The following is an 18,370-nucleotide window of genomic DNA, read 5'->3' as shown; positions in this document are numbered from 1 at the left end:
GACGTTACGCTTTGACGGCAGGTTTGACGATCACGTTGCCGTTGGTTGCACCCGGTACTGCACCTTTGATGAGCAGCAGGTTGCGTTCAGCGTCAACACGAACCAGTTCCAGGTTCTGAGTCGTTACACGCTCAGCACCCATGTGACCAGCCATCTTTTTGCCCTTGAATACACGACCCGGAGTCTGGTTCTGACCGATAGAACCCGGAACGCGGTGAGACAAGGAGTTACCGTGGGTCATATCCTGGGTGCGGAAGTTGTGGCGCTTAACAGTACCAGCAAAGCCCTTACCTTTGGATGTGCCGGTAACGTCTACCAGCTTAACGTCAGCGAGAAGATCTACTTTCAGCTCGCTACCAACAGTGAAAGTTTCACCGTTGTTCAGACGGAATTCCCACAGACCGCGACCGGCTTCTACACCAGCTTTGGCGAAGTGGCCAGCTTCCGGCTTGGTCACACGGCTGGCTTTCTTGGCGCCAGTGGTAACCTGAATAGCGTTGTAGCCGTCGGTTTCTACAGATTTGACCTGAGTTACACGGTTAGCTTCAACTTCGATAACAGTCACCGGGATAGAAACGCCATCTTCAGTGAAGATGCGAGTCATACCCACTTTGCGACCTACAAGACCGATTGTCATTGTTATCAACCTCTTTCCGTAATTAACCCAGGCTGATCTGGACGTCTACACCAGCTGCCAGATCCAGACGCATCAGGGCGTCTACGGTCTTGTCAGTCGGCTCAACGATGTCTACCAGACGCTTGTGAGTGCGGATCTCGTACTGATCACGCGCATCTTTGTTGACGTGCGGGGAGATCAGGACGGTGAAGCGCTCTTTGCGAGTCGGCAGCGGAATAGGACCGCGAACCTGCGCGCCAGTGCGCTTAGCAGTTTCAACGATTTCCGCAGTGGATTGATCAATCAGGCGATGATCAAAAGCCTTCAGGCGGATACGGATTCTTTGGTTCTGCATTGACAGAGCTCCAATAGATAAAAGAACATAAATCAACACCGCCCGACCGAGATTTCTCCCGCCAGAGGTGTGATTTTTCACGTTTCCCCCCATATCGGGAGGACTGTATGGCTGGCTCCTGTAAACAGGAAACTCAGCAGCAGACATATCGTCTGGCTTACCTCATGGGTAAGCGGAGGGGATTATACGGATTTTTCAAATTTGCGCAAGGGAGAACGAACAGATTATGCGCAGTTTTATGTGACAGATGGATCTCGCCTACGGCAACACACTCTGCTGCCGACACCAGGGTAACGACAATGTTACAAGCAGGCTGGTAGACTGTTCGCTTGCCTCTGTCAGTGGAACGACATCCCATGCTCAAAGATCAAAAGAAAGCCTATCAGTATGGCCTTTGCGCCGTTGCCCTCTGGTCGACGGTCGCCACAGCCTTCAAGATCTCCCTCGCCTATTTCGAACCTGTGCAACTGTTGCTTGTGGCCGCCTTCACCTCAACTCTCACGCTGACAGCCGTCGTCGCCAAACAGGGCAAACTGCCGCTGCTGAGGAGCTACATCAAAGCCCGCCCTTTCTACTACCTGACTCTGGGCGTGCTGAATCCCTTTCTCTATTATCTGTTGCTGTTCAAAGCCTATGATCTGCTGCCTGCCCAGCAGGCACAGACCCTCAACTACACCTGGGCCATTACCCTCAGTCTGCTGGCCGTTCCCTTCCTCGGCCAGAAGCTGCGTCGGCGCGATGGCGTCGCTATCGTGCTGGGGTATTTTGGCGCACTGGTGATCGCCACCAGAGGGGATGTATTCGGCCTCCATTTCGACAGCCCCCTCGGCGTGACGCTGGCGCTGGTCTCGACCCTCATCTGGGCCAGCTACTGGATCCTCAACACCCGCAATCAGGGCGATCCTATTGTCAGCCTGTTGCTCGGCTTTATGATCAGCCTGCCTTTTATCGTCGTGGCGACCTGGTTGCTCTCCGATTTTGCCATGACCGCCTGGCAGGGATGGGCTGGAGCCATCTATGTGGGACTGTTCGAAATGGGTTTCGGTTTCGTGCTCTGGCTGATGGCGCTGCGCCATGCCACCAACACGGCCCCCATCAGCAACCTCATCTTTATCTCGCCGTTTGCCTCACTGGTGCTGCTCAATCTGCTGATCGGCGAAGCCATCCATCCGGCCACCCCCATCGGGTTGGCGCTCATCGTTGCCGCCCTGCTGATCCAGCAGCTCAAGTACGGCAAACGCTATCGAGCATCAGTCGAAACCAAGAGCTGACCATGCAAAAGGGCGTATCCACGGATACGCCCTTCTCTCAATCCATCCACTCCTGTGGCTGATGTTTCGGCAGCCGCATCTCGACCAGCAGGCCGCCGAGATCCGAGCTTCCCAACCGGATAGTGCCGTGGTGCTGGGCGACTATCTTGGCCACGATGGCCAACCCCAGCCCACTACCGCCGACGGTCCGCGCCACATTCCCCTGAGTAAAAGGCTTGAGCACCCGGGAATAGTCCTGCTCCGGAATGCCGGGGCCATCATCGGAGAGGCGCAAGCGCACCCAGTGCCCATCGTCCTTGAGCTCGGCATGCAAGCGGCTCGCCCCATAACGCTGCGAGTTGCTTGATAGGTTGTTCAACACCCGCCGGATACTGACCGGATTGCAGGCCACCCGCACCGCCTCTTGCGGCAGCGCCAGATCGACCTCCAGCCCCTGCTCCGAGTAGATCAGCAAGGTATCATGCACCAGCTGGGTCAGGTCGATAGGCTCAAAATCCTGCCCCTCGTCCGGGCGGATGTAGTCGATGAACTGATCGATGATGGCATTGGACTCATCAATGTCGGCGTTGATGCTCTCCTTGAGGTACTCGTCACCGGAGGACATCATCTCGGTGGCCAGCCGGATACGGGTCAGCGGGGTTCGCAGATCGTGGGAGACCCCCGCCATCATCAGGTTACGCTCTTCGATCAGGCTCTTGATGGAGTGCGACATATGGTTGAAGGTGCGGGTCAGCCGCCGCACCTCCCTTGAGCCCAGCTCCCCCAGCGCCTCGGGGAAATGGCCCCTGGCAACAGCAACGGCACCAGCCTCGAGATCCTCGAGCGGGCGCACCAGCTGCCGGGCAAAGCGCCAGGCCGCAAACAGGGTGATCACCAGCAGCACGCTCAGATAAATGATGAGGGGTTCGATATCGTCATCTTCAATCTCGGTCAGCGGGATCCGCACCCAGATTTTGCTGGCCTGCGGCGGCTGGATCCAGATGATGTAGTGATCCTGGATCTCGACCCGCACCTTGGCCGGGCCACCCAGTTCGCGGCTGATATTCTCCTCCAGATAGGGGTACGGCTTGGCATCGTTGAAGCCATGCTGCACCGCCTCGCTCTGGGTATAGATGTCGGTACCGGTCGTCACATAGACCAGCGCCTCGGCATCTTCACTCAGCGCCAGTTGTTCGGTGTTGACCGGAAAGATCAGCTTGACCTGATTGGCCAGCAAGTGACTGATCTGCTTGACGGTCGGCGCCAGCAGATAGTTGTAGAAGGTGACGTAGGAGACCGCTTGATAGACCACCAGGACGGCGGCCAGAAACCAGAGCATGCGGGAAAACATGCTGCCGACTTTTTTCATGCACCGTCACCATCTGGCACGAACACATACCCCAGACCCCAAACGGTCTGCAGGTAGCGGGGCTGGGCCGGATCCTGTTCCAGCAGGCGGCGCAGGCGAGAGACCTGCACGTCGATGCTGCGCTCGGTGGCGGTGTATTCGCGGCCACGGGCCAGATTCATCAGCTTGTCGCGGGAGAGCGGCTCGCGCGGATGGCTGACCAGCACCTTGAGCACCGCAAATTCACCGCTGGTGAGCGCCATCGGCTCGCCATCCCGGCTCAGCTCGCGGGTCGCGAGATTGAGTTGAAAAGCTCCGAAGTTGACCACCTTTTCTGCAGCAGAGGGAGCCCCCGGCAGCTCGACGGTATGGCGGCGCAGTACGGCACGGATCCGCGCCAGCAGTTCGCGGGGGTTAAACGGCTTGGGCAGATAGTCATCAGCCCCCATCTCGAGCCCGACGATGCGATCCACTTCATCCCCCTTGGCGGTGAGCATCAGCACCGGGATCTGGTTGCCCGCTTCCCGCAGACGGCGGCAGATGGAGAGCCCATCCTCCCCCGGCAACATCAGGTCGAGCACCATCAGGCTGAAGTTTTCACGAGTCAGCAAGCGATCGGCCTGCTCGCCATTGGCCACGCCGCGCACTACGAATCCCTGCTCGGTGAGATAGCGTTCCAACAGGGAACGTAATTTCAGGTCATCGTCCACGACCAGGACCTTGTATTGCTGCTGACTCATTGCTTTGCCTCTTCATTCTTTAGCTGCCCCCAATACTAGGGGGGGATATAGCGGGAGCAAAGCACAAATATGTTACCGGTTATTACCCATCCCGAGAGCGTGACGGCCATCAAGTCACCGTGCTGGCCATCCACTCCCTGAATGGCGCCAGCCGAGCCATCACGATTTCCCTCGACAGCAAGAGGACAAAAGCTAATATTCCCGAGCAGTTAGCGATGAATACCCCTCTTTGACCAGGTCCGCATCACCATGAAGACAAAGCTGATCACCCGCGAAGGCTACAACAAGCTGAAAGAAGAGCTCGATTTCCTCTGGCGTCAGGAGCGCCCCGAGGTCACCAGGAAGGTGGCATGGGCCGCCAGTCTGGGGGATCGCAGCGAAAATGCCGATTACCAGTACAACAAGAAGCGGCTGCGGGAGATCGATCGGCGGGTGCGCTACCTGCGCAAGTGCCTCGAAGAGCTGGGGATCGTCGACTATGCCCCCGCGCAGGAGGGCAAAGTCTTCTTCGGCGCCTGGGTCGAGGTGGAAAACGAAGAGGGCGAGACCAAGCGCTTTCGCATCGTCGGCTATGACGAGATCTTCGAGCGCAAGGATTACATCTCCATCGACTCCCCCATGGCCCGCGCCCTGCTCAAGAAAGAGGTCGGTGATGAAGCCATCGTCCGTACGCCAGTTGGTGACGTCTGCTGGTATATCAACGAGATCAGCTACCCCAAATAGCCGGACTACTGGTGAGCTGCTTGCCACAGGCACATCCTGAGTCACAGGTGCAATGGCAAGATAAACGCCCTCCCCTGCAACTTTATCAGTCTGACGGGTGCAGACCCCGGCGCAGGGTGGCATCCCGCAACACGACCCCATATAGTGCTCACACTTGGCGCCTGATGGCGCGGACTCGACCACAGAGGCCCTCAACAACATCATGATGCAAACCATAGAGAGACAGATTGCCGGTGAGCTCAATGCTCGCCCCGAGCAGGTGCAGGCCGCAGTGCGCCTGCTGGATGAAGGCTCGACCGTGCCCTTTATCGCCCGTTACCGTAAAGAGGTGACCGGCGGTCTGGACGACAGCCAGCTACGTACTCTGGAGAGCCGCCTCGGCTATCTGCGTGAACTGGAAGATCGCCGTCAGGTGATCATTCGCTCCATCGAAGAGCAGGGCAAACTGACCCCCGAGCTGATGCGCGAATTGAATGGCGCCGACAGCAAGACCCGACTGGAAGACCTCTACCTCCCCTACAAGCCCAAGCGCCGCACCAAGGGGCAGATGGCGATCGAAGCCGGGTTGGAGCCGCTTGCCAACCTGCTGCTCAGCGACCCGATGCAGGATCCCGAGCAAGCGGCTGCCACCTTCCTCAATCCCGAACAGGGCATTGCCGACAGCAAGGCGGCCCTCGACGGCGCCCGCTATATCCTGATGGAGCGCTTCGCCGAGCAGGCCGACCTGCTGGAGAAGCTGCGCGACTACCTGTGGCAAAATGCCACCCTGCGCGCCCGCGTGGTGGCAGGCAAGGAGCAGGAAGGGGCCAAGTTCAAGGACTATTTCGAACACGACGAACCCCTGCACAAGGCCCCCTCCCACCGGGTGCTGGCCATGCTGCGCGGCCGCAATGAAGGGATCCTCAATCTGGCTCTGGTCACCGGTGACGATGAGAGTGCCAGCCCCTGCGAAGGGATCATTGCCCACCACCTCAATCTCAATCTGCAGAACCGCCCGGCCGACAAATGGCTGCAAGGGGTGGTGAGCTGGACCTGGAAGATCAAGTTGTCGCTTCAGATGGAGACCGAGCTGATCGGCCGTATCCGCGAGTCGGCAGAGGAGGAGGCAATCAAGGTGTTCGCCATGAACCTCAAGGATCTGCTGATGGCGGCCCCGGCCGGCATGCGCTGCACCATGGGGCTGGATCCGGGCATCCGCACCGGGGTCAAGGTTGCCGTGGTGGATGCCACCGGCAAGCTGGTCGATCACGCCACCATCTATCCGTTCGAACCAAAACGCCAGATTGATCAAAGCCTCAAGACCCTGAGCGAGCTGTGCCAGAAACACAAGGTCGAGCTCATCAGCATCGGCAACGGCACCGCCTCGCGGGAGACCGACCGCCTGGTGAGCGACCTGTTCGAGCGCTACCCCGCCGCCAAGGCGCAGAAGATAGTGGTGAGCGAAGCGGGGGCCTCGGTCTACTCCGCCTCCGAACTCGCCTCTCAGGAGTTCCCGGATCTCGACGTCTCGATCCGTGGCGCCGTCTCCATCGCCCGCCGCCTGCAAGACCCGTTGGCCGAACTGGTCAAAATCGATCCCAAGAGTATCGGGGTCGGCCAGTATCAGCACGACGTCGGCCAGAGCCAGCTGGCCCGCCGGCTGGATGCCGTGGTTGAGGATTGCGTGAACGCGGTCGGGGTCGATGTGAACACCGCCTCGGTCGCCCTGCTCAACCGGGTTTCCGGCCTCTCCCAGACGCTGGCCCAGAACATCGTCGCCTATCGGGATGAGCACGGCGCTTTCAAGAGCCGTCAGCAGTTGCTGAAAGTGAGCCGACTCGGCCCCAAAGCCTTCGAACAGTGTGCTGGCTTCCTGCGCATTCGCGGCGGCAGCAATCCCCTCGACAGCTCGGCGGTACACCCGGAGTCCTATCCGGTCGTGGAGCGGATCCTCGCCAAGCTGGAGCAGACTGTGGAGAGCCTGCTCGGCAACAGCAGCCTGCTGCGCAGCCTGAAACCGGCCGATTACACCGATGAGCAATTCGGCGTGCCCACCATCACCGACATCATCGGCGAGCTGGACAAGCCGGGCCGCGACCCGCGCCCCGAGTTCAAAACCGCGACCTTCAAGGAAGGTGTGGAGCAGATCAGCGACCTGGTGCCAGAGATGGTACTGGAAGGGGTAGTCACCAACGTCACCAACTTCGGCGCCTTCGTCGATATCGGTGTTCATCAGGACGGTCTGGTGCACATCTCCTCCCTGACCGACCGTTTCGTCAAGGATCCCCGTGAGGTGGTCAAGGCCGGCGACATTGTGCGGGTCAAGGTGCTGGAAGTGGACGCCCCGCGCAAGCGGATCAGCCTCACCATGCGCCTTGACGAGAAAGCGGGGCAAGCTTCCCGCAAGCCGGCTGAAGCGCGCAACAGCAGTGCCGGCAACACCAAGCCAAGAAATGAGCCGCGGCAAAGCCCCCCTATGGGTGGTGCCATGGGCAACGCCTTTGCGGCAGCACTATCCAAAGCGAAAAAGTAACGACACCGTCCGGAACGCCTCTGAATGCAAAAAGCCCCGCAAGGGGCTTTTTTACACGCGAAGCTCAGGATCACTGCGCCAGGGCAGCAAGAATGCTCTCGGGCTCTCCATGCTGGGCCAGCACCTCCCGCAGTCGGTTGAATGCCTTGCAGGCCTCTTGCGGATACTTGCCGTAAGAGACGACGCCGGTGTGACTCCAGCCAGCCGCCAGCATCACTTTCTTCTTGAAACTGGTTCCTTCAGTTCCCCCTCCCCCGAGCTGCATCAGAAACTGCTCCATCTGCAGGTGGGGAGGCGGTACACGGGAGAAGGTGGTGAAATCTTCCGCTTTGACTTCATCGAAATGCATGACAGCTCCTGTGAAATTGGAATGGGCCTGATCTTCAGGTTAGTTGCAAAACAGGCAAAGCAGCTGAAAGTTTGGCGAGGGTGATTCAGATATGCAGACTGAGGGACTGGGTAGAAGCCGGGCTGACAGCCTGTTGATAGTGGCCCGCGATGACGCTGTTGCGTTTGTCCATATAGGCACTCAGCACACCGCCCGATTTCGCGCTCTGCTCGGCCATCAGCTCTTTGCGCGCCTTGGCTTCACTGGCGGCGGCGCTGCGCGCGACGGCCAGATCTTGCGCGGAAGGCTCAGCGGGCGCCAGCGCTGCAGCGCGGATCTGCTGCATCTTGGCGATGGTAGCGGCAGGGTCACCGGGTACGACACTGGTATCGATCTGGACTTCGCCACCCGTCGCATAACGCTTGCCATCCGGCCCTTGCGTAAACTGATAGGTGGGCGAGCTGGCGTACTCTCCACCCGCAGACTGGTGCGCCTGCTCGTGAGTGCGCACCTCCTTGTCACGCTCGGCAAGATCCTGAACCTGCTGCTCTTGCCGCTGTTGCTGCTCCTGCTGTTTGGGATCTTGCTGCTTGCGCTGCCCATCCTCACCGGTGGCCTCGACAAAGCGATTGTCTAGCAGTGTCGTCGGGGCTAATTGCCCGGTTTCACGGCTGTTCTGGGAGGTCTGATTGCTGGAGGCCTGACCGGCTTTGGATTTCTCTTTTTGGGAGCCGACTTCGGATTCGGCAACGGAGGCTTGGCCCGCTCGGGCCTGCGGGATCAGTTCTGCCCGGCGATTATCCGTCCTCGCCGCTTCCACCTGAGGTTGCAGCTGTGTCGGGATAAGGGGGGGCAGACTGACATTGATGTTCATCTCACACCCGGATGTCGATCAGGGTTCCCATCATCTCGCTGGCGGTCTGCACTACCTTGGCTGAAGCGCCAGCCTGCTGCTCGGCCACCTTGAGATTGACAAGCTCATCGGTCACTTGCACCTGATCCCCGCTGGGGGTGTTGAGGCGGGCGATCTGATTGGATGCCTTGTCGGCAATCTGCTCGGCTCGCTGAAATCCCTGTACCCCGCTGTTGAAAGCAGAATCAATACGCATGATGTTACTCCTCTGGTCACAGCTTAATTATCCGCCAGACCAGAGGATTAATGAAGCTTGCCGGCTGTTTTTTAGCCAACAAAATCTCGAACGATTTCAATGAATTCGTCAGGGTGGGAGATAAAAGGTGCGTGTGAGGCCTTATTAAGGGTCACGCTGCGGCTGACAGGGTAGAGATCATCCAGCAGGGGAATGGCCGCCTTGGGCACCAATGAATCCAGTCGACCATAGATCCGCAACCAGGGCAGATCCAGCTCCCGCAGCGGTTCGCGCAGGTCAATGTCGGCCAACAGCGTCAGCCCGGCCTCGAGTGCAGCAAACTGGGGCGCCGGGCGCTCGGCCAGCCAGTGACGCAACTGGCGGATATCGTCCCGGGCATGTTCACTGCCCATTGCCTGGATCGCCAGAAAGCGCTCTATGGTCTGGCGAAAATCCCCCGCCAGCATCTGGTTGAAGCCGGTAAGCACCTTGGGGGCAATTCCGGGCCACTCGTCCCGCCCCATAAAGCAGGGAGAGCTGGCTACCGTGATCAGGGAGTGCAACCGCTCGGGATGAGCCAGCGCCAACTGGCTTGCCACCAGACCGCCGAGCGACCAGCCAAGCAGATGGCACTTCTGCGGCAAGATGGCGGCCACCTGCTCGGCAAGCCAGGGCAGGCTGTAATCCACCTCGTCTGCCAGCGGGCTGTTGCCAAAGCCGGGCAAATCCACCAGATGAACCCGATAGTGGGACGCCAACTGTTGGGCAACACCATGCCAGACCGCACCGTTCATCCCCCACCCGTGCAACAGCACCAGATCGGGCCCCTGGCCAAACTGCTCTACCGATATGCTCATCTAGACTCAAGATCCCTGTTCATGCTCTTGGGGTCAGCATGTTAAAGCGACTGCTCGCTAAAGCAAGCCCGCTGCTCGGCAGCCACGGTGACTGGCAAGGGAGTTGCCTGCTCTGTCATCAGCCTTGTGACAACGAGCCCCTGCTCTGCAGCTGGTGTCGGCAGGCGCTGCACCAGTCACAGCCGAGATGCCACCTCTGCGCCGCACCGCTGACTGACTATATAGAAGAGAGCATACCGGTCTGTGGTCGCTGCCAGCGCAGACCTCCCCCCTGGGAGCGGTTGCAGGTGATTGGCGACTACCAAACCCCCTACCCCATGCTGATCCCCCGGCTTAAATATTCCGGCCAGATCCTGCTGGCGCCGCTACTGGCACGCCTCTTGGCCGATCATCTGGATGGCAGCGAGCCGCCGGAGGCGATCATTCCGGTTCCCCTGCACTGGTGGCGGCAGTGGCGGCGCGGGTTCAACCAGGCGGAAGAGATCGCACAAGCCCTTGGCGAGTTCACCGGCATTCCCTGCGACAACACCCTGTTGCAGCGCATCAAGGCAACACCGCAGCAAACAACCCTGAGCGCCGGGCAGCGGCGGCGCAATCTGCGCGGGGCATTCCGGATCCGTCCCCACCACTATCGCCATGTCGCCCTGCTCGATGACGTCGTGACCACAGGCGCCACCGCCGGTCAGCTCAGCCGTCTGCTCCATGAGAGCGGCATCACAAAGGTAGAAGTGTGGGCAATCTGTCGTACCCTGCGGCACAGCAAGTAGCCATCGGCATGCTACCCAAGCATTAATAACCGCGTTATCATGAATACCCTAGTCGTACACTCAGGTTTATGAGGATAGTGATGATCAGCATTTCCGACGCCGCCCAGGCCCATTTCCGTAAACTGCTGGAAAAACAGCCTGATGGCACCAATATCCGGGTGTTTGTGGTCAATCCGGGAACCCAGAATGCCGAGTGTGGCGTATCTTATTGCCCGCCCGATGCCGTGGACCCGGAAGATCAACACCTGCCCTTCAGCGGCTTCGACTGCATGGTCGATCCCCTGAGCGCCCCCTTCCTGGTGGATGCCACCATCGACTTCGTGACCGATCAGATGGGCTCCCAGCTCACCCTGAAAGCACCGAACGCCAAGATGCGTAAAGTGGCCGACGACGCGCCGCTGATCGAGCGCATCGAGTACGTGTTGATGTCCGAAGTGAACCCCATGCTGGCCGGTCACGGTGGCAAGGTCACCCTAGTCGAGCTGACTGAAGACAAACTGGCCATCCTGCAGTTTGGCGGCGGTTGCAACGGTTGCTCCATGGTCGATTACACCCTGAAAGAGGGGATCGAAAAGCAACTGCTGGAGAAGTTCCCGGGTGAACTCAACGGTGTGAAAGATGCCACCGAGCACCAGCGCGGCGACCACTCTTACTACTGATTTGCTGCCCTTGCAGCAAAGAAAAGGCCCCGCCATCTGGCGGGGCCTTTTGCATGGGCAATCGGCAGATTACTCGTCCTTCTTGTCTCGCGACAGCAGGGCGATGGCCGCCTCTTTCGGGTTCTTACCCTCGTAAAGCACCTTGAAGATCTGCTCGCAGATGGGCATCTCGACGCCGCAGCGGGCCGCCAGCAGATGCACCTCTTTGGTGTTGCGATATCCCTCCACCACCTGACCGATCTCGGTCATGGCGGTGTTCACATCCTTGCCAGCCCCGAGGGCCAGCCCGAAGCGACGGTTGCGCGACTGGTTGTCGGTACAGGTGAGCACCAGATCCCCGAGCCCCGCCATCCCCATAAAGGTTTTGACATCGGCACCCAGCGCCGCACCCAGACGCTGCATCTCCACCAGACCCCGGGTGATGAGCGCGGTTCTGGCATTGGCGCCAAACCCGAGCCCGTCGGAGAGACCGGCACCGATGGCGATGACGTTCTTCACCGCCCCACCCAGCTGTAGACCGACGAAGTCCGGATTGGTATAGACCCGGAACGAGCGGCCACAGTGCAGTAGGTGGGAGAGATCGTCGGCGAACTCGTCGTGAGTCGAGGCGACCGAGATGGCGGTCGGCAAACCGGCGGCCAGCTCCTTGGCGAAGGTGGGGCCGGAGATGACCGCCAGCGGCATCTCGTCACCCAGCACTTCACGAGCCACATCCTGCAGCAGACGGCCACTGTCCGGCTCCAGACCCTTGGTGGCCCAGGCGATACGGGTATCGGGGCGCAGGAAGGGCTTGATCCGGGTCAGCACATCGCCAAATACATGGCTCGGCACGACAAGCAGCAGCACGGGGGCAGCCTGTACCGCACGTTGCAGATCCGCAGTTAGCTGCAGATCGGCAGGAAAAGGGACATCAGGCAGAAAAGCCTTGTTGCAGCGGTCTTGTTCCAGCTCGGCGACATGAGCAGGGTCGTGACCCCACAGCAGGGTCGGATGACCGTTGCGCGCCAGAGAAATGGCAAGGGCGGAGCCATAAGACCCCGCCCCCAAGACCGAGATAGCGATCTGGTCAGCCATTATCAGGCTTCCGCAGTCGCCTGCTGGGCCTGTGCTTGCGCCATGTGCTGGGCAAACAGGGCATCGAAGTTGACCGGTGCCAGGTTCAGCTGCGGGAAGGAACCCTTGCTCACCATGTTGGCCACGGCTTCGCGGGCATACGGGAACAGGATGTTCGGGCAGAAGGCAGCCAGGCAGTGAGCCAGTTGCGGCTCCGGCAGGTTACCGATGGTGAAGATACCGGCTTGCTGTACTTCGCACAGGAAGGCAGTTTCGGTTTCCAGTTTGCAAGTTACGGTCAGGGTCAGGACAACCTCGTACACGTTCTCAGCCAGGATGTTGGTCTTGGTATCCATATCCAGCTTGACGTCCGGCTGCCACTCTTTCTGGAAGATGTGCGGGGTGTTCGGCGCTTCGAAAGAGACATCCTTGGTGTAAACACGCTGGATGTGGAATTCCGGTTGTACTTCCTGGTTGTTGATCTCGTCAGCCATTTCGTTTGATTCCTTGTTATATGGATAAGTGGGCTCAGGCCCTGCTTAAATCAGCGTTTCTTGGTTACCGGCAGATTTTCTGCACGCCATTGGGCCATGCCACCGCCGAGCACATAAACCTGCTTGAAGCCAGCTTTGCTCAGCTGACGGCCCGCGCCGCCCGCAGTCATTCCCGACTCGCACACCACTATGATGGGGGCATCTTTATGCTTTTCAACCGGGCCCAGATTATTGCTCTGGATCTGGGTCAGCGGCAGGTGCTGGGCACCGGCCAGATGGCCCTTGGCGTACTCTTCCTGACTGCGAATATCCACCACGGTGGCATTCTCGCGGTTGATCAGCAGGGTCGCGGTGTGGTTGTTGACGGTTTTTACCGGGGACAAACGGGCACGCACAGTGGTGTAAACCAGGGTGCCAGCCAGACCCAACCAGGCTGCGGTCAGCAGCGGGTTACGGGCCGCAAAATCCAAATACTCTTGCATCTTCTACTATCCAGGGACCAAGACAAGGGCCCGAGTATACATGGGGGTATTGATAAGATCAGCCATCTTGGCGGCAAAGCGCGAGCAGGCTCCCATCATCATTGGGCAGCGAGCATGGCAGGAAGGGCATGGCTTGCGGGGCCGCGGGAGCGCCCCTTGGCTATCAGGTGACTATTTCGGCAGATGTAGTAATATTACGCTAGTTTCATTTCCCGCATTTTTTCCAATCCGAGAGGACATAGTCTTATGTCAACAGCTAAGAAACCTTTGGTTCTGGTCATCATGGACGGTTGGGGCTACAGCACCAAGCAAGAGTACAACGCCGTCGCTGCCGCCAAGACTCCCAACCTCGATCGCCTGGCCCGTGACTACACCAGCACCCTGATCTCCGGCTCCGGTCTGGACGTCGGTCTGCCGGATGGCCAGATGGGCAACTCCGAAGTGGGCCACGTCAACATCGGTGCCGGTCGCATCGTCTATCAGGAGCTGACCCGCATCTCCAAAGACATCCAGGATGGCGAATTCTTCCAGAACGTCGAGCTGGCCAAGGCTGTTGACGCTGCCGTCACCAACGGCAAAGCCGTTCACATCATGGGCCTGATGTCCCCGGGTGGCGTACACAGCCACGAAGAGCACATCATGGGCATGATCGAAATGGCCGCCAAGCGTGGCGCCGAGAAGATCTACCTGCACGCCTTCCTGGATGGCCGCGACGTTCCGCCGCGCTCCGCCCAGTCCTCCATCGAGCTGTTCGATGCCCTGTTCGCCAAGCTCGGCAAGGGTCGTTTCGCCTCCATGATCGGCCGTTACTTCGCCATGGACCGTGACAACCGCTGGGATCGCGTGCAGCAGGCCTATGACCTGATGACCCAGGGCAAGGGCGAGTTCACCGCCAATAGCGCCACCGAAGCGCTGGCTGCCGCCTATGCTCGCGACGAGAACGACGAGTTCGTCAAAGCCACCCGCATCGGCGAAGCTGCACCGATGGAAGATGGCGATGCGCTGATTTTCATGAACTTCCGTGCCGACCGTGCCCGTGAAATCACCCGCGCCTTCGTTGACACCGACTTCACCGGCTTCGCCCGTGCAGTCGAGCCGAAGCTGAACTTCGTGATGCTGACCGAATACGCGGCCGACATCAAAACTGCCTGTGCCTACCCGCCGACCGCTCTGGTCAACACCCTGGGTGAGTGGCTGGCCAAGCAGGGCAAGACCCAGCTGCGCATCTCCGAAACCGAGAAGTATGCTCACGTCACCTTCTTCTTCAACGGTGGCGAAGAGTCCTGCTTCACCGGCGAAGATCGCGAGATCGTGGCCAGCCCGAAAGTGGCGACCTATGACCTGCAGCCGGAGATGAGCTCCGAAGAGCTGACCGACAAGCTGGTTGCGGCCATCAAGAGCGGCAAGTACGACGTCATCATCTGTAACTACCCGAATGGCGACATGGTTGGTCACACCGGTGTATTCGATGCCGCCGTCAAAGCGTGCGAAGCCGTTGACCACTGCATCGGTCGCGTCACCGACGCCCTGGCCGAAGTGGGTGGCGAGTGCCTGATCACTGCCGACCACGGTAACGCCGAGAAGATGCTGGACGAAGAGACTGGTCAGGCCCACACCGCCCACACCAATCTGCCGGTTCCGCTCATCTATTTCGGTCGCAAAGCCGAGGTAGTTGAAGGTGGCAAACTGTCCGATCTGGCCCCCACCATGCTGACCCTGATGGGTCTGCCTGTGCCACCGGAAATGACTGGCAAGCCCCTGATGATTCTGAAATAATCCTTCCCCATGCGGGGATGCGAAGTTATTTCACAGAAAACCAGTCGCGTCGGCCTGTTGGCCGGCGCGCTGTTTTTTTACCTGTCATTTGGCGCCAGCACACCGGCTTTGGCCGCCAATCAGCAGCTGGGCACCATGCAGTCCCAGATCAAAGAGCAACAGAAGACCATCAAGCTCAGCAAGCAGGAGCTTGCCAAGCTCAATACCCAGCTCAAGGCTGACGAGCAGGCCATCTCGGCCGCCGCCGCCAAACTCAACCAGACCAGGCAGCAGTTGAAGCAGAACCAGCAGAAGCTGGCGACCCTGCAAAAAGACAAGCTGGCGCTGGAAGTTCAAGCCAAACATCAAAAGCAGTTGCTGGCCAAACAGGCGGAGAGCGCCTTTCAAGCGGGCAACCACGACTACCTCAAACTGCTGCTCAATCAGCAGGATCCGGCCAAACTGAGCCGCTCACTCGACTACTACGACTACCTCAACAAGGCGCGCATCGAGGCCATCGACGCCCTGCGCGCCACCCGCGACAAGCTGGCGAAAAACCAGCAGGCCACCAAAGAGACCGAGACCAGACTGCAAACCCTGCTTGCCGAACAGCAAGAGCATCACCAGACCCTGCTGGCCAGCCAGCAGAGCCGGGCCAAGGTGCGCAACCAGTTGCAGCAGTCGGTACAGGATGACGAGCAGAAGCTCACCAAGCTGGTCAAGGCGGAGAAGGCGCTGAAAGCCCGGCTGGAAGAGCTGCGTCGCAAGCGGGAAGAGCAGGAGCGCCGTGAACGGGCCGAGCGGGAACGGCTGGCCAAGCTGAAAGCAGAGCAGGAGCGTCAGCGCAAGCTGGCCGAACAGCGCCGCGCCGAGCAACAACGACTCGCTGCCCAGCAGAACAAAACCGTCAAACCGGTAGAACCTGCCGAAGAGGTGGCCAGCAGCAAACCGGAGCGCGGCTCGGGCATCAGCAGTGCTGGCCACTATAGCGGCCTCAAGACCAATGGCAGCCTGCGCTGGCCGGTGCAGGGACCGATCCTCATCTCCTATGGCTCGCCCCGTACCGCCCAGCTCAAGTGGAAAGGCACCCTGATCGGCGCCAGCGAAGGAACCCAGGTCAAGGCGGTTGCACCGGGACAAGTGGTCTACGCCGACTGGCTCGACGGCTTCGGTATGCTGCTGGTGATCGACCACGGTAAAGGCTATATGAGCCTCTACGGTCACAATCAGTCGCTGCTGCGCCAGGTTGGCCAGAATGTGGAACAGGGTGAACCGGTGGCACTGGTCGGTGACAGTGGCGGTCAGGACAGACCTGGCCTCTACTTCGAAATTCGCTATCAGGGCGAGGCGATCAACCCGACCAAATGGCTGGCCAAGGGTTGAGTCAACCCGGCCGACAAACGCGTCACACGCTCACTAGCAAAAGCCTGCCTCACGCAGGCTTTTGTTGTTTCAGGAGCGCCCTCCCTACTGTCGGTCCCATTTGATGAAAAATTACCTAATTTTCGATCGGCTCAGGGGAAGACAACCAGACCGATCTGCTCCAGCAAGGTCTGCTGCTGATCCTCGTTAATCTGCACCCCTTGCAGATCGACCCGGCGCAGATCCAACCCCGGCAGATCGCACTGGCGCAGATCGCAGCCCTGCAGCTTGAAGCTGGTCCAGTCGATCTGGCCAAACTCGGAGCCGCTGAGATCGGAACCCGCCAGCGAGGCACCAAACAGGTTGGCCCCCTGCCAGCGGTTTCCGGTCAGCTCGCACTTCTCCAGCAGACAGCCCTCGAAGCTGGCGTAGCTGAAGTTGTTGCCGGTCAGATGGGCCTCGCAGAAGTAGCTTTTGGCGGTGATCTGGTTGGCGAAGCTGGCGTGGCCGAAGTTGATGCCGACCGCCTGACAGTCGCGCATCTCCAGCCCCAGACACAGGCTGCGGCTGCAATCGGCCATGGTGAGATCGCAGCGCAGGAAGCTGGCCTCGCGCAGCTCGCAACCCTGCAACAGGCAGCCCCGTTCACTCTCCCGATCGTAGAAGCTGCAGTCAATGAAGCGGCTATCGCTCAGATCCAGCCAGGAGAAGTTGCAGCCGATAAAGCGGCACTCCGAGAACTGTTCCCCCTCCACATCCTGTTGCTCGAACCGGACATCCACGAACTGCTTGCCTCTGATCATCGGAAAACTCCTGCAAAAACGGCTTCATATGCTGACTTTATCCGCCAAAAACGGTAATGTTACATGTAACATCCACGCTGGACACCCCTATGAGCCCCACCCGCAAGCGCCGCCCCACCCTGCAAGATATCGCCGACCAGACCGGCGTGACCAAGATGACTGTCAGCCGCTATCTGCGCGACCCGCAGACCGTAGCGGAGGGGACCCGCGAGCGGATCGCAGCTGTAGTGGAAGAGCTGGGTTATATCCCCAACCGGGCGCCAGATATTCTCTCCAACGCGACCAGCAAGGCGATCGGCATCCTGATCCCCTCCCTCTCCAACCAGGTTTTCTCGGCGGTGATCCATGGCATCGAGTCGGTGACCCGACCGGCCGGTTACCAGACCCTGCTGGCCCACTACGGCTACAGCCCGGAGCGGGAGGAGGAGCAAGTCGCGTCCCTGCTCTCCTATCACGTGGATGGGCTGATCCTCTCCGACAGCCAGCACACCGAACGCACCCGCAAGATGATCGCCACCGCCGGCATTCCGGTGGTGGAGACCATGGATCTACCGCAAACCCCCATCGACATGGTGGTCGGGATGGACCATAGAGCCGCGGCCCGGGCCATGGTAACAGAGATGCTGCGACGGGGCCGACGCAAGGTGGTCTATCTGGGGGCGCGGCTCGACGTGCGTACCCAGCTGCGGATGGAGGGTTACTATCAGGCGATGACCGACTTCGGCCTCACCGGCCAGCATCTGCTGACCGAACAATCCTCCAGCTTCACTCTGGGGGGCGAGCTGCTGGATCAGGCGCTGGTGCGCTATCCCGACCTCGATGGCCTGTTCTGCACCAACGATGACCTGGCGGTGGGTGCTCTGCTGCAGTGTCAGGCCAAGTGGATCCCGGTGCCCCAGCAGATCGCCATCGCCGGTTGCAACGCCCTCGACATTGGCCACGCCATGACCCCCAAGCTGGCCAGTATCGCCACCCCGCGGGAAGCGATCGGTCGGGAGGCGGCCACCATGCTGCTGGCACGTCTCAACGGCCAATCTCAACCCGACCCCCGCAAGGATATCGGCTTCTCCCTCTATGTCGGGGAGAGTCTGGGGTAATCCCTTCCCTCACCCACTTAAGTCACGCTGATAACAAACAGGCCACCCGAGGGTGGCCTGTTTGGTTTTCTGCACAACTGA

At 59.8% G+C, this 18,370-nt stretch carries 20 protein-coding genes; 8 read left to right on the top strand and 12 right to left on the bottom strand.

Annotated features, from left to right (window positions below):
* Window positions 1-4: 4 nt before the first annotated feature.
* Both rplC and rpsJ read right to left on the bottom strand, forming a co-directional pair.
* Window positions 5-637 carry a 50S ribosomal protein L3 gene (rplC, locus tag G5221_RS12645; RefSeq protein WP_005340620.1) on the bottom strand — a complete coding sequence of 211 codons (633 nt, stop codon included), beginning with the start codon at window positions 635-637 and terminating at the stop codon, window positions 5-7.
* Window positions 638-659: 22 nt separating this feature from the next.
* The gene (rpsJ, locus tag G5221_RS12640) at window positions 660-971 is read right to left on the bottom strand and encodes a 30S ribosomal protein S10 (protein ID WP_005307944.1); all 312 of its coding nucleotides are present in this window, start codon (window positions 969-971) and stop codon (window positions 660-662) included.
* Window positions 972-1,327: 356 nt separating this feature from the next.
* Between rpsJ and G5221_RS12635 the strand changes: the two genes are divergently transcribed.
* On the top strand, window positions 1,328-2,242 hold the full coding sequence (locus G5221_RS12635) for a DMT family transporter (protein ID WP_421263346.1): 915 nt from the start codon (window positions 1,328-1,330) through the stop codon (window positions 2,240-2,242).
* A 37-nt stretch (window positions 2,243-2,279) separates the two neighbouring features.
* On the opposite strand, the gene envZ is transcribed toward G5221_RS12635, so the two are convergent.
* Both envZ and ompR read right to left on the bottom strand, forming a co-directional pair.
* A complete protein-coding gene (gene envZ / locus G5221_RS12630) occupies window positions 2,280-3,590 on the bottom strand; it encodes a two-component system sensor histidine kinase EnvZ (protein WP_100644841.1) in 1,311 nt (436 codons plus the stop codon).
* Window positions 3,587-4,309, bottom strand: a complete 723-nt coding sequence (gene ompR / locus G5221_RS12625) for a two-component system response regulator OmpR (protein WP_005340625.1) — start codon at window positions 4,307-4,309, stop codon at window positions 3,587-3,589. The genes envZ and ompR overlap by 4 nt, the downstream gene beginning before the upstream one ends.
* Window positions 4,310-4,558: 249 nt before the next feature.
* Between ompR and greB the strand changes: the two genes are divergently transcribed.
* A complete protein-coding gene (greB, locus tag G5221_RS12620) occupies window positions 4,559-5,032 on the top strand; it encodes a transcription elongation factor GreB (RefSeq protein WP_005355349.1) in 474 nt (157 codons plus the stop codon).
* A gap of 202 nt (window positions 5,033-5,234) precedes the next feature.
* Complete coding sequence (locus G5221_RS12615; protein WP_421263345.1) at window positions 5,235-7,544, top strand: Tex family protein; 2,310 nt, start codon at window positions 5,235-5,237, stop codon at window positions 7,542-7,544.
* Window positions 7,545-7,614: 70 nt separating this feature from the next.
* Here G5221_RS12615 and G5221_RS12610 read toward each other — a convergent pair whose 3' ends face one another.
* From G5221_RS12610 to bioH, 4 genes are all read right to left on the bottom strand, one after another.
* A complete protein-coding gene (locus G5221_RS12610) occupies window positions 7,615-7,893 on the bottom strand; it encodes a hypothetical protein (RefSeq protein WP_005340630.1) in 279 nt (92 codons plus the stop codon).
* Between the two features lie 85 nt (window positions 7,894-7,978).
* Window positions 7,979-8,746, bottom strand: coding sequence for a putative metalloprotease CJM1_0395 family protein (locus G5221_RS12605; RefSeq protein ID WP_421263344.1), 768 nt, complete (start codon window positions 8,744-8,746; stop codon window positions 7,979-7,981).
* A gap of 1 nt (window position 8,747) precedes the next feature.
* Complete coding sequence (locus G5221_RS12600) at window positions 8,748-8,981, bottom strand: flagellar basal body rod C-terminal domain-containing protein (RefSeq protein ID WP_005342675.1); 234 nt, start codon at window positions 8,979-8,981, stop codon at window positions 8,748-8,750.
* A 71-nt stretch (window positions 8,982-9,052) separates the two neighbouring features.
* On the bottom strand, window positions 9,053-9,817 hold the full coding sequence (bioH, locus tag G5221_RS12595) for a pimeloyl-ACP methyl ester esterase BioH (RefSeq protein WP_421263343.1): 765 nt from the start codon (window positions 9,815-9,817) through the stop codon (window positions 9,053-9,055).
* A gap of 38 nt (window positions 9,818-9,855) precedes the next feature.
* Between bioH and G5221_RS12590 the strand changes: the two genes are divergently transcribed.
* Window positions 9,856-10,584, top strand: coding sequence for a ComF family protein (locus G5221_RS12590; protein ID WP_421263342.1), 729 nt, complete (start codon window positions 9,856-9,858; stop codon window positions 10,582-10,584).
* 80 nt (window positions 10,585-10,664) lie between these two features.
* Window positions 10,665-11,243 carry a Fe-S biogenesis protein NfuA gene (nfuA, locus tag G5221_RS12585; RefSeq protein ID WP_005340636.1) on the top strand — a complete coding sequence of 193 codons (579 nt, stop codon included), beginning with the start codon at window positions 10,665-10,667 and terminating at the stop codon, window positions 11,241-11,243.
* Window positions 11,244-11,312: 69 nt separating this feature from the next.
* Here nfuA and gpsA read toward each other — a convergent pair whose 3' ends face one another.
* Genes gpsA through G5221_RS12570 form a run of 3 tightly spaced genes read right to left on the bottom strand, consistent with a single transcriptional unit; the run spans window position 11,313 to window position 13,272 of the window.
* On the bottom strand, window positions 11,313-12,317 hold the full coding sequence (gpsA, locus tag G5221_RS12580) for an NAD(P)H-dependent glycerol-3-phosphate dehydrogenase (RefSeq protein WP_421263341.1): 1,005 nt from the start codon (window positions 12,315-12,317) through the stop codon (window positions 11,313-11,315).
* Between the two features lie 2 nt (window positions 12,318-12,319).
* Complete coding sequence (secB, locus tag G5221_RS12575) at window positions 12,320-12,790, bottom strand: protein-export chaperone SecB (RefSeq protein ID WP_005340639.1); 471 nt, start codon at window positions 12,788-12,790, stop codon at window positions 12,320-12,322.
* A 50-nt stretch (window positions 12,791-12,840) separates the two neighbouring features.
* Window positions 12,841-13,272, bottom strand: a complete 432-nt coding sequence (locus G5221_RS12570) for a rhodanese-like domain-containing protein (RefSeq protein WP_005340640.1) — start codon at window positions 13,270-13,272, stop codon at window positions 12,841-12,843.
* 246 nt (window positions 13,273-13,518) lie between these two features.
* Here G5221_RS12570 and gpmM point away from each other — a divergent pair, with 246 nt between their 5' ends.
* Both gpmM and envC read left to right on the top strand, forming a co-directional pair.
* Window positions 13,519-15,048 carry a 2,3-bisphosphoglycerate-independent phosphoglycerate mutase gene (gene gpmM, locus G5221_RS12565; protein ID WP_421263340.1) on the top strand — a complete coding sequence of 510 codons (1,530 nt, stop codon included), beginning with the start codon at window positions 13,519-13,521 and terminating at the stop codon, window positions 15,046-15,048.
* Window positions 15,049-15,057: 9 nt separating this feature from the next.
* A complete protein-coding gene (gene envC / locus G5221_RS12560) occupies window positions 15,058-16,410 on the top strand; it encodes a murein hydrolase activator EnvC (protein ID WP_421263339.1) in 1,353 nt (450 codons plus the stop codon).
* Between the two features lie 131 nt (window positions 16,411-16,541).
* On the opposite strand, the gene G5221_RS12555 is transcribed toward envC, so the two are convergent.
* Entirely contained in the window at window positions 16,542-17,192 is a 651-nt protein-coding gene (locus tag G5221_RS12555) for a Qnr family pentapeptide repeat protein (RefSeq protein ID WP_421258699.1), read from the bottom strand.
* Window positions 17,193-17,281: 89 nt separating this feature from the next.
* Here G5221_RS12555 and G5221_RS12550 point away from each other — a divergent pair, with 89 nt between their 5' ends.
* Window positions 17,282-18,289 (top strand): substrate-binding domain-containing protein, encoded by a 1,008-nt coding sequence (locus G5221_RS12550; protein ID WP_421258700.1) that lies wholly within the window; start codon window positions 17,282-17,284, stop codon window positions 18,287-18,289.
* Window positions 18,290-18,370: the final 81 nt, after the last annotated feature.

Source organism: Aeromonas sp. 602200, from assembly GCF_049173895.1.
GTDB classification, from domain to species: domain Bacteria; phylum Pseudomonadota; class Gammaproteobacteria; order Enterobacterales; family Aeromonadaceae; genus Aeromonas; species Aeromonas veronii_A.
This window is presented reverse-complemented; position numbering and strand designations above follow the sequence as displayed.

What these genes read in the sequence shown, in the direction of transcription:
- G5221_RS12590 (WP_421263342.1), top strand. Translation starts at nt 9,856, where the DNA reads ATGTTAAAGCGACTGCTCGCTAAAGCAAGCCCGCTGCTCGGCAGCCAC.
- gpsA (WP_421263341.1), bottom strand. Translation starts at nt 12,317, where the DNA reads ATGGCTGACCAGATCGCTATCTCGGTCTTGGGGGCGGGGTCTTATGGC.
- nfuA (WP_005340636.1), top strand. Translation starts at nt 10,665, where the DNA reads ATGATCAGCATTTCCGACGCCGCCCAGGCCCATTTCCGTAAACTGCTG.
- G5221_RS12555 (WP_421258699.1), bottom strand. Translation starts at nt 17,192, where the DNA reads ATGATCAGAGGCAAGCAGTTCGTGGATGTCCGGTTCGAGCAACAGGAT.
- greB (WP_005355349.1), top strand. Translation starts at nt 4,559, where the DNA reads ATGAAGACAAAGCTGATCACCCGCGAAGGCTACAACAAGCTGAAAGAA.
- ompR (WP_005340625.1), bottom strand. Translation starts at nt 4,309, where the DNA reads ATGAGTCAGCAGCAATACAAGGTCCTGGTCGTGGACGATGACCTGAAA.
- G5221_RS12570 (WP_005340640.1), bottom strand. Translation starts at nt 13,272, where the DNA reads ATGCAAGAGTATTTGGATTTTGCGGCCCGTAACCCGCTGCTGACCGCA.
- secB (WP_005340639.1), bottom strand. Translation starts at nt 12,790, where the DNA reads ATGGCTGACGAGATCAACAACCAGGAAGTACAACCGGAATTCCACATC.
- bioH (WP_421263343.1), bottom strand. Translation starts at nt 9,817, where the DNA reads ATGAGCATATCGGTAGAGCAGTTTGGCCAGGGGCCCGATCTGGTGCTG.
- envZ (WP_100644841.1), bottom strand. Translation starts at nt 3,590, where the DNA reads ATGAAAAAAGTCGGCAGCATGTTTTCCCGCATGCTCTGGTTTCTGGCC.
- rpsJ (WP_005307944.1), bottom strand. Translation starts at nt 971, where the DNA reads ATGCAGAACCAAAGAATCCGTATCCGCCTGAAGGCTTTTGATCATCGC.
- G5221_RS12610 (WP_005340630.1), bottom strand. Translation starts at nt 7,893, where the DNA reads ATGCATTTCGATGAAGTCAAAGCGGAAGATTTCACCACCTTCTCCCGT.
- envC (WP_421263339.1), top strand. Translation starts at nt 15,058, where the DNA reads ATGCGGGGATGCGAAGTTATTTCACAGAAAACCAGTCGCGTCGGCCTG.
- G5221_RS12605 (WP_421263344.1), bottom strand. Translation starts at nt 8,746, where the DNA reads ATGAACATCAATGTCAGTCTGCCCCCCCTTATCCCGACACAGCTGCAA.
- G5221_RS12550 (WP_421258700.1), top strand. Translation starts at nt 17,282, where the DNA reads ATGAGCCCCACCCGCAAGCGCCGCCCCACCCTGCAAGATATCGCCGAC.
- rplC (WP_005340620.1), bottom strand. Translation starts at nt 637, where the DNA reads ATGACAATCGGTCTTGTAGGTCGCAAAGTGGGTATGACTCGCATCTTC.
- gpmM (WP_421263340.1), top strand. Translation starts at nt 13,519, where the DNA reads ATGTCAACAGCTAAGAAACCTTTGGTTCTGGTCATCATGGACGGTTGG.
- G5221_RS12600 (WP_005342675.1), bottom strand. Translation starts at nt 8,981, where the DNA reads ATGCGTATTGATTCTGCTTTCAACAGCGGGGTACAGGGATTTCAGCGA.
- G5221_RS12635 (WP_421263346.1), top strand. Translation starts at nt 1,328, where the DNA reads ATGCTCAAAGATCAAAAGAAAGCCTATCAGTATGGCCTTTGCGCCGTT.
- G5221_RS12615 (WP_421263345.1), top strand. Translation starts at nt 5,235, where the DNA reads ATGATGCAAACCATAGAGAGACAGATTGCCGGTGAGCTCAATGCTCGC.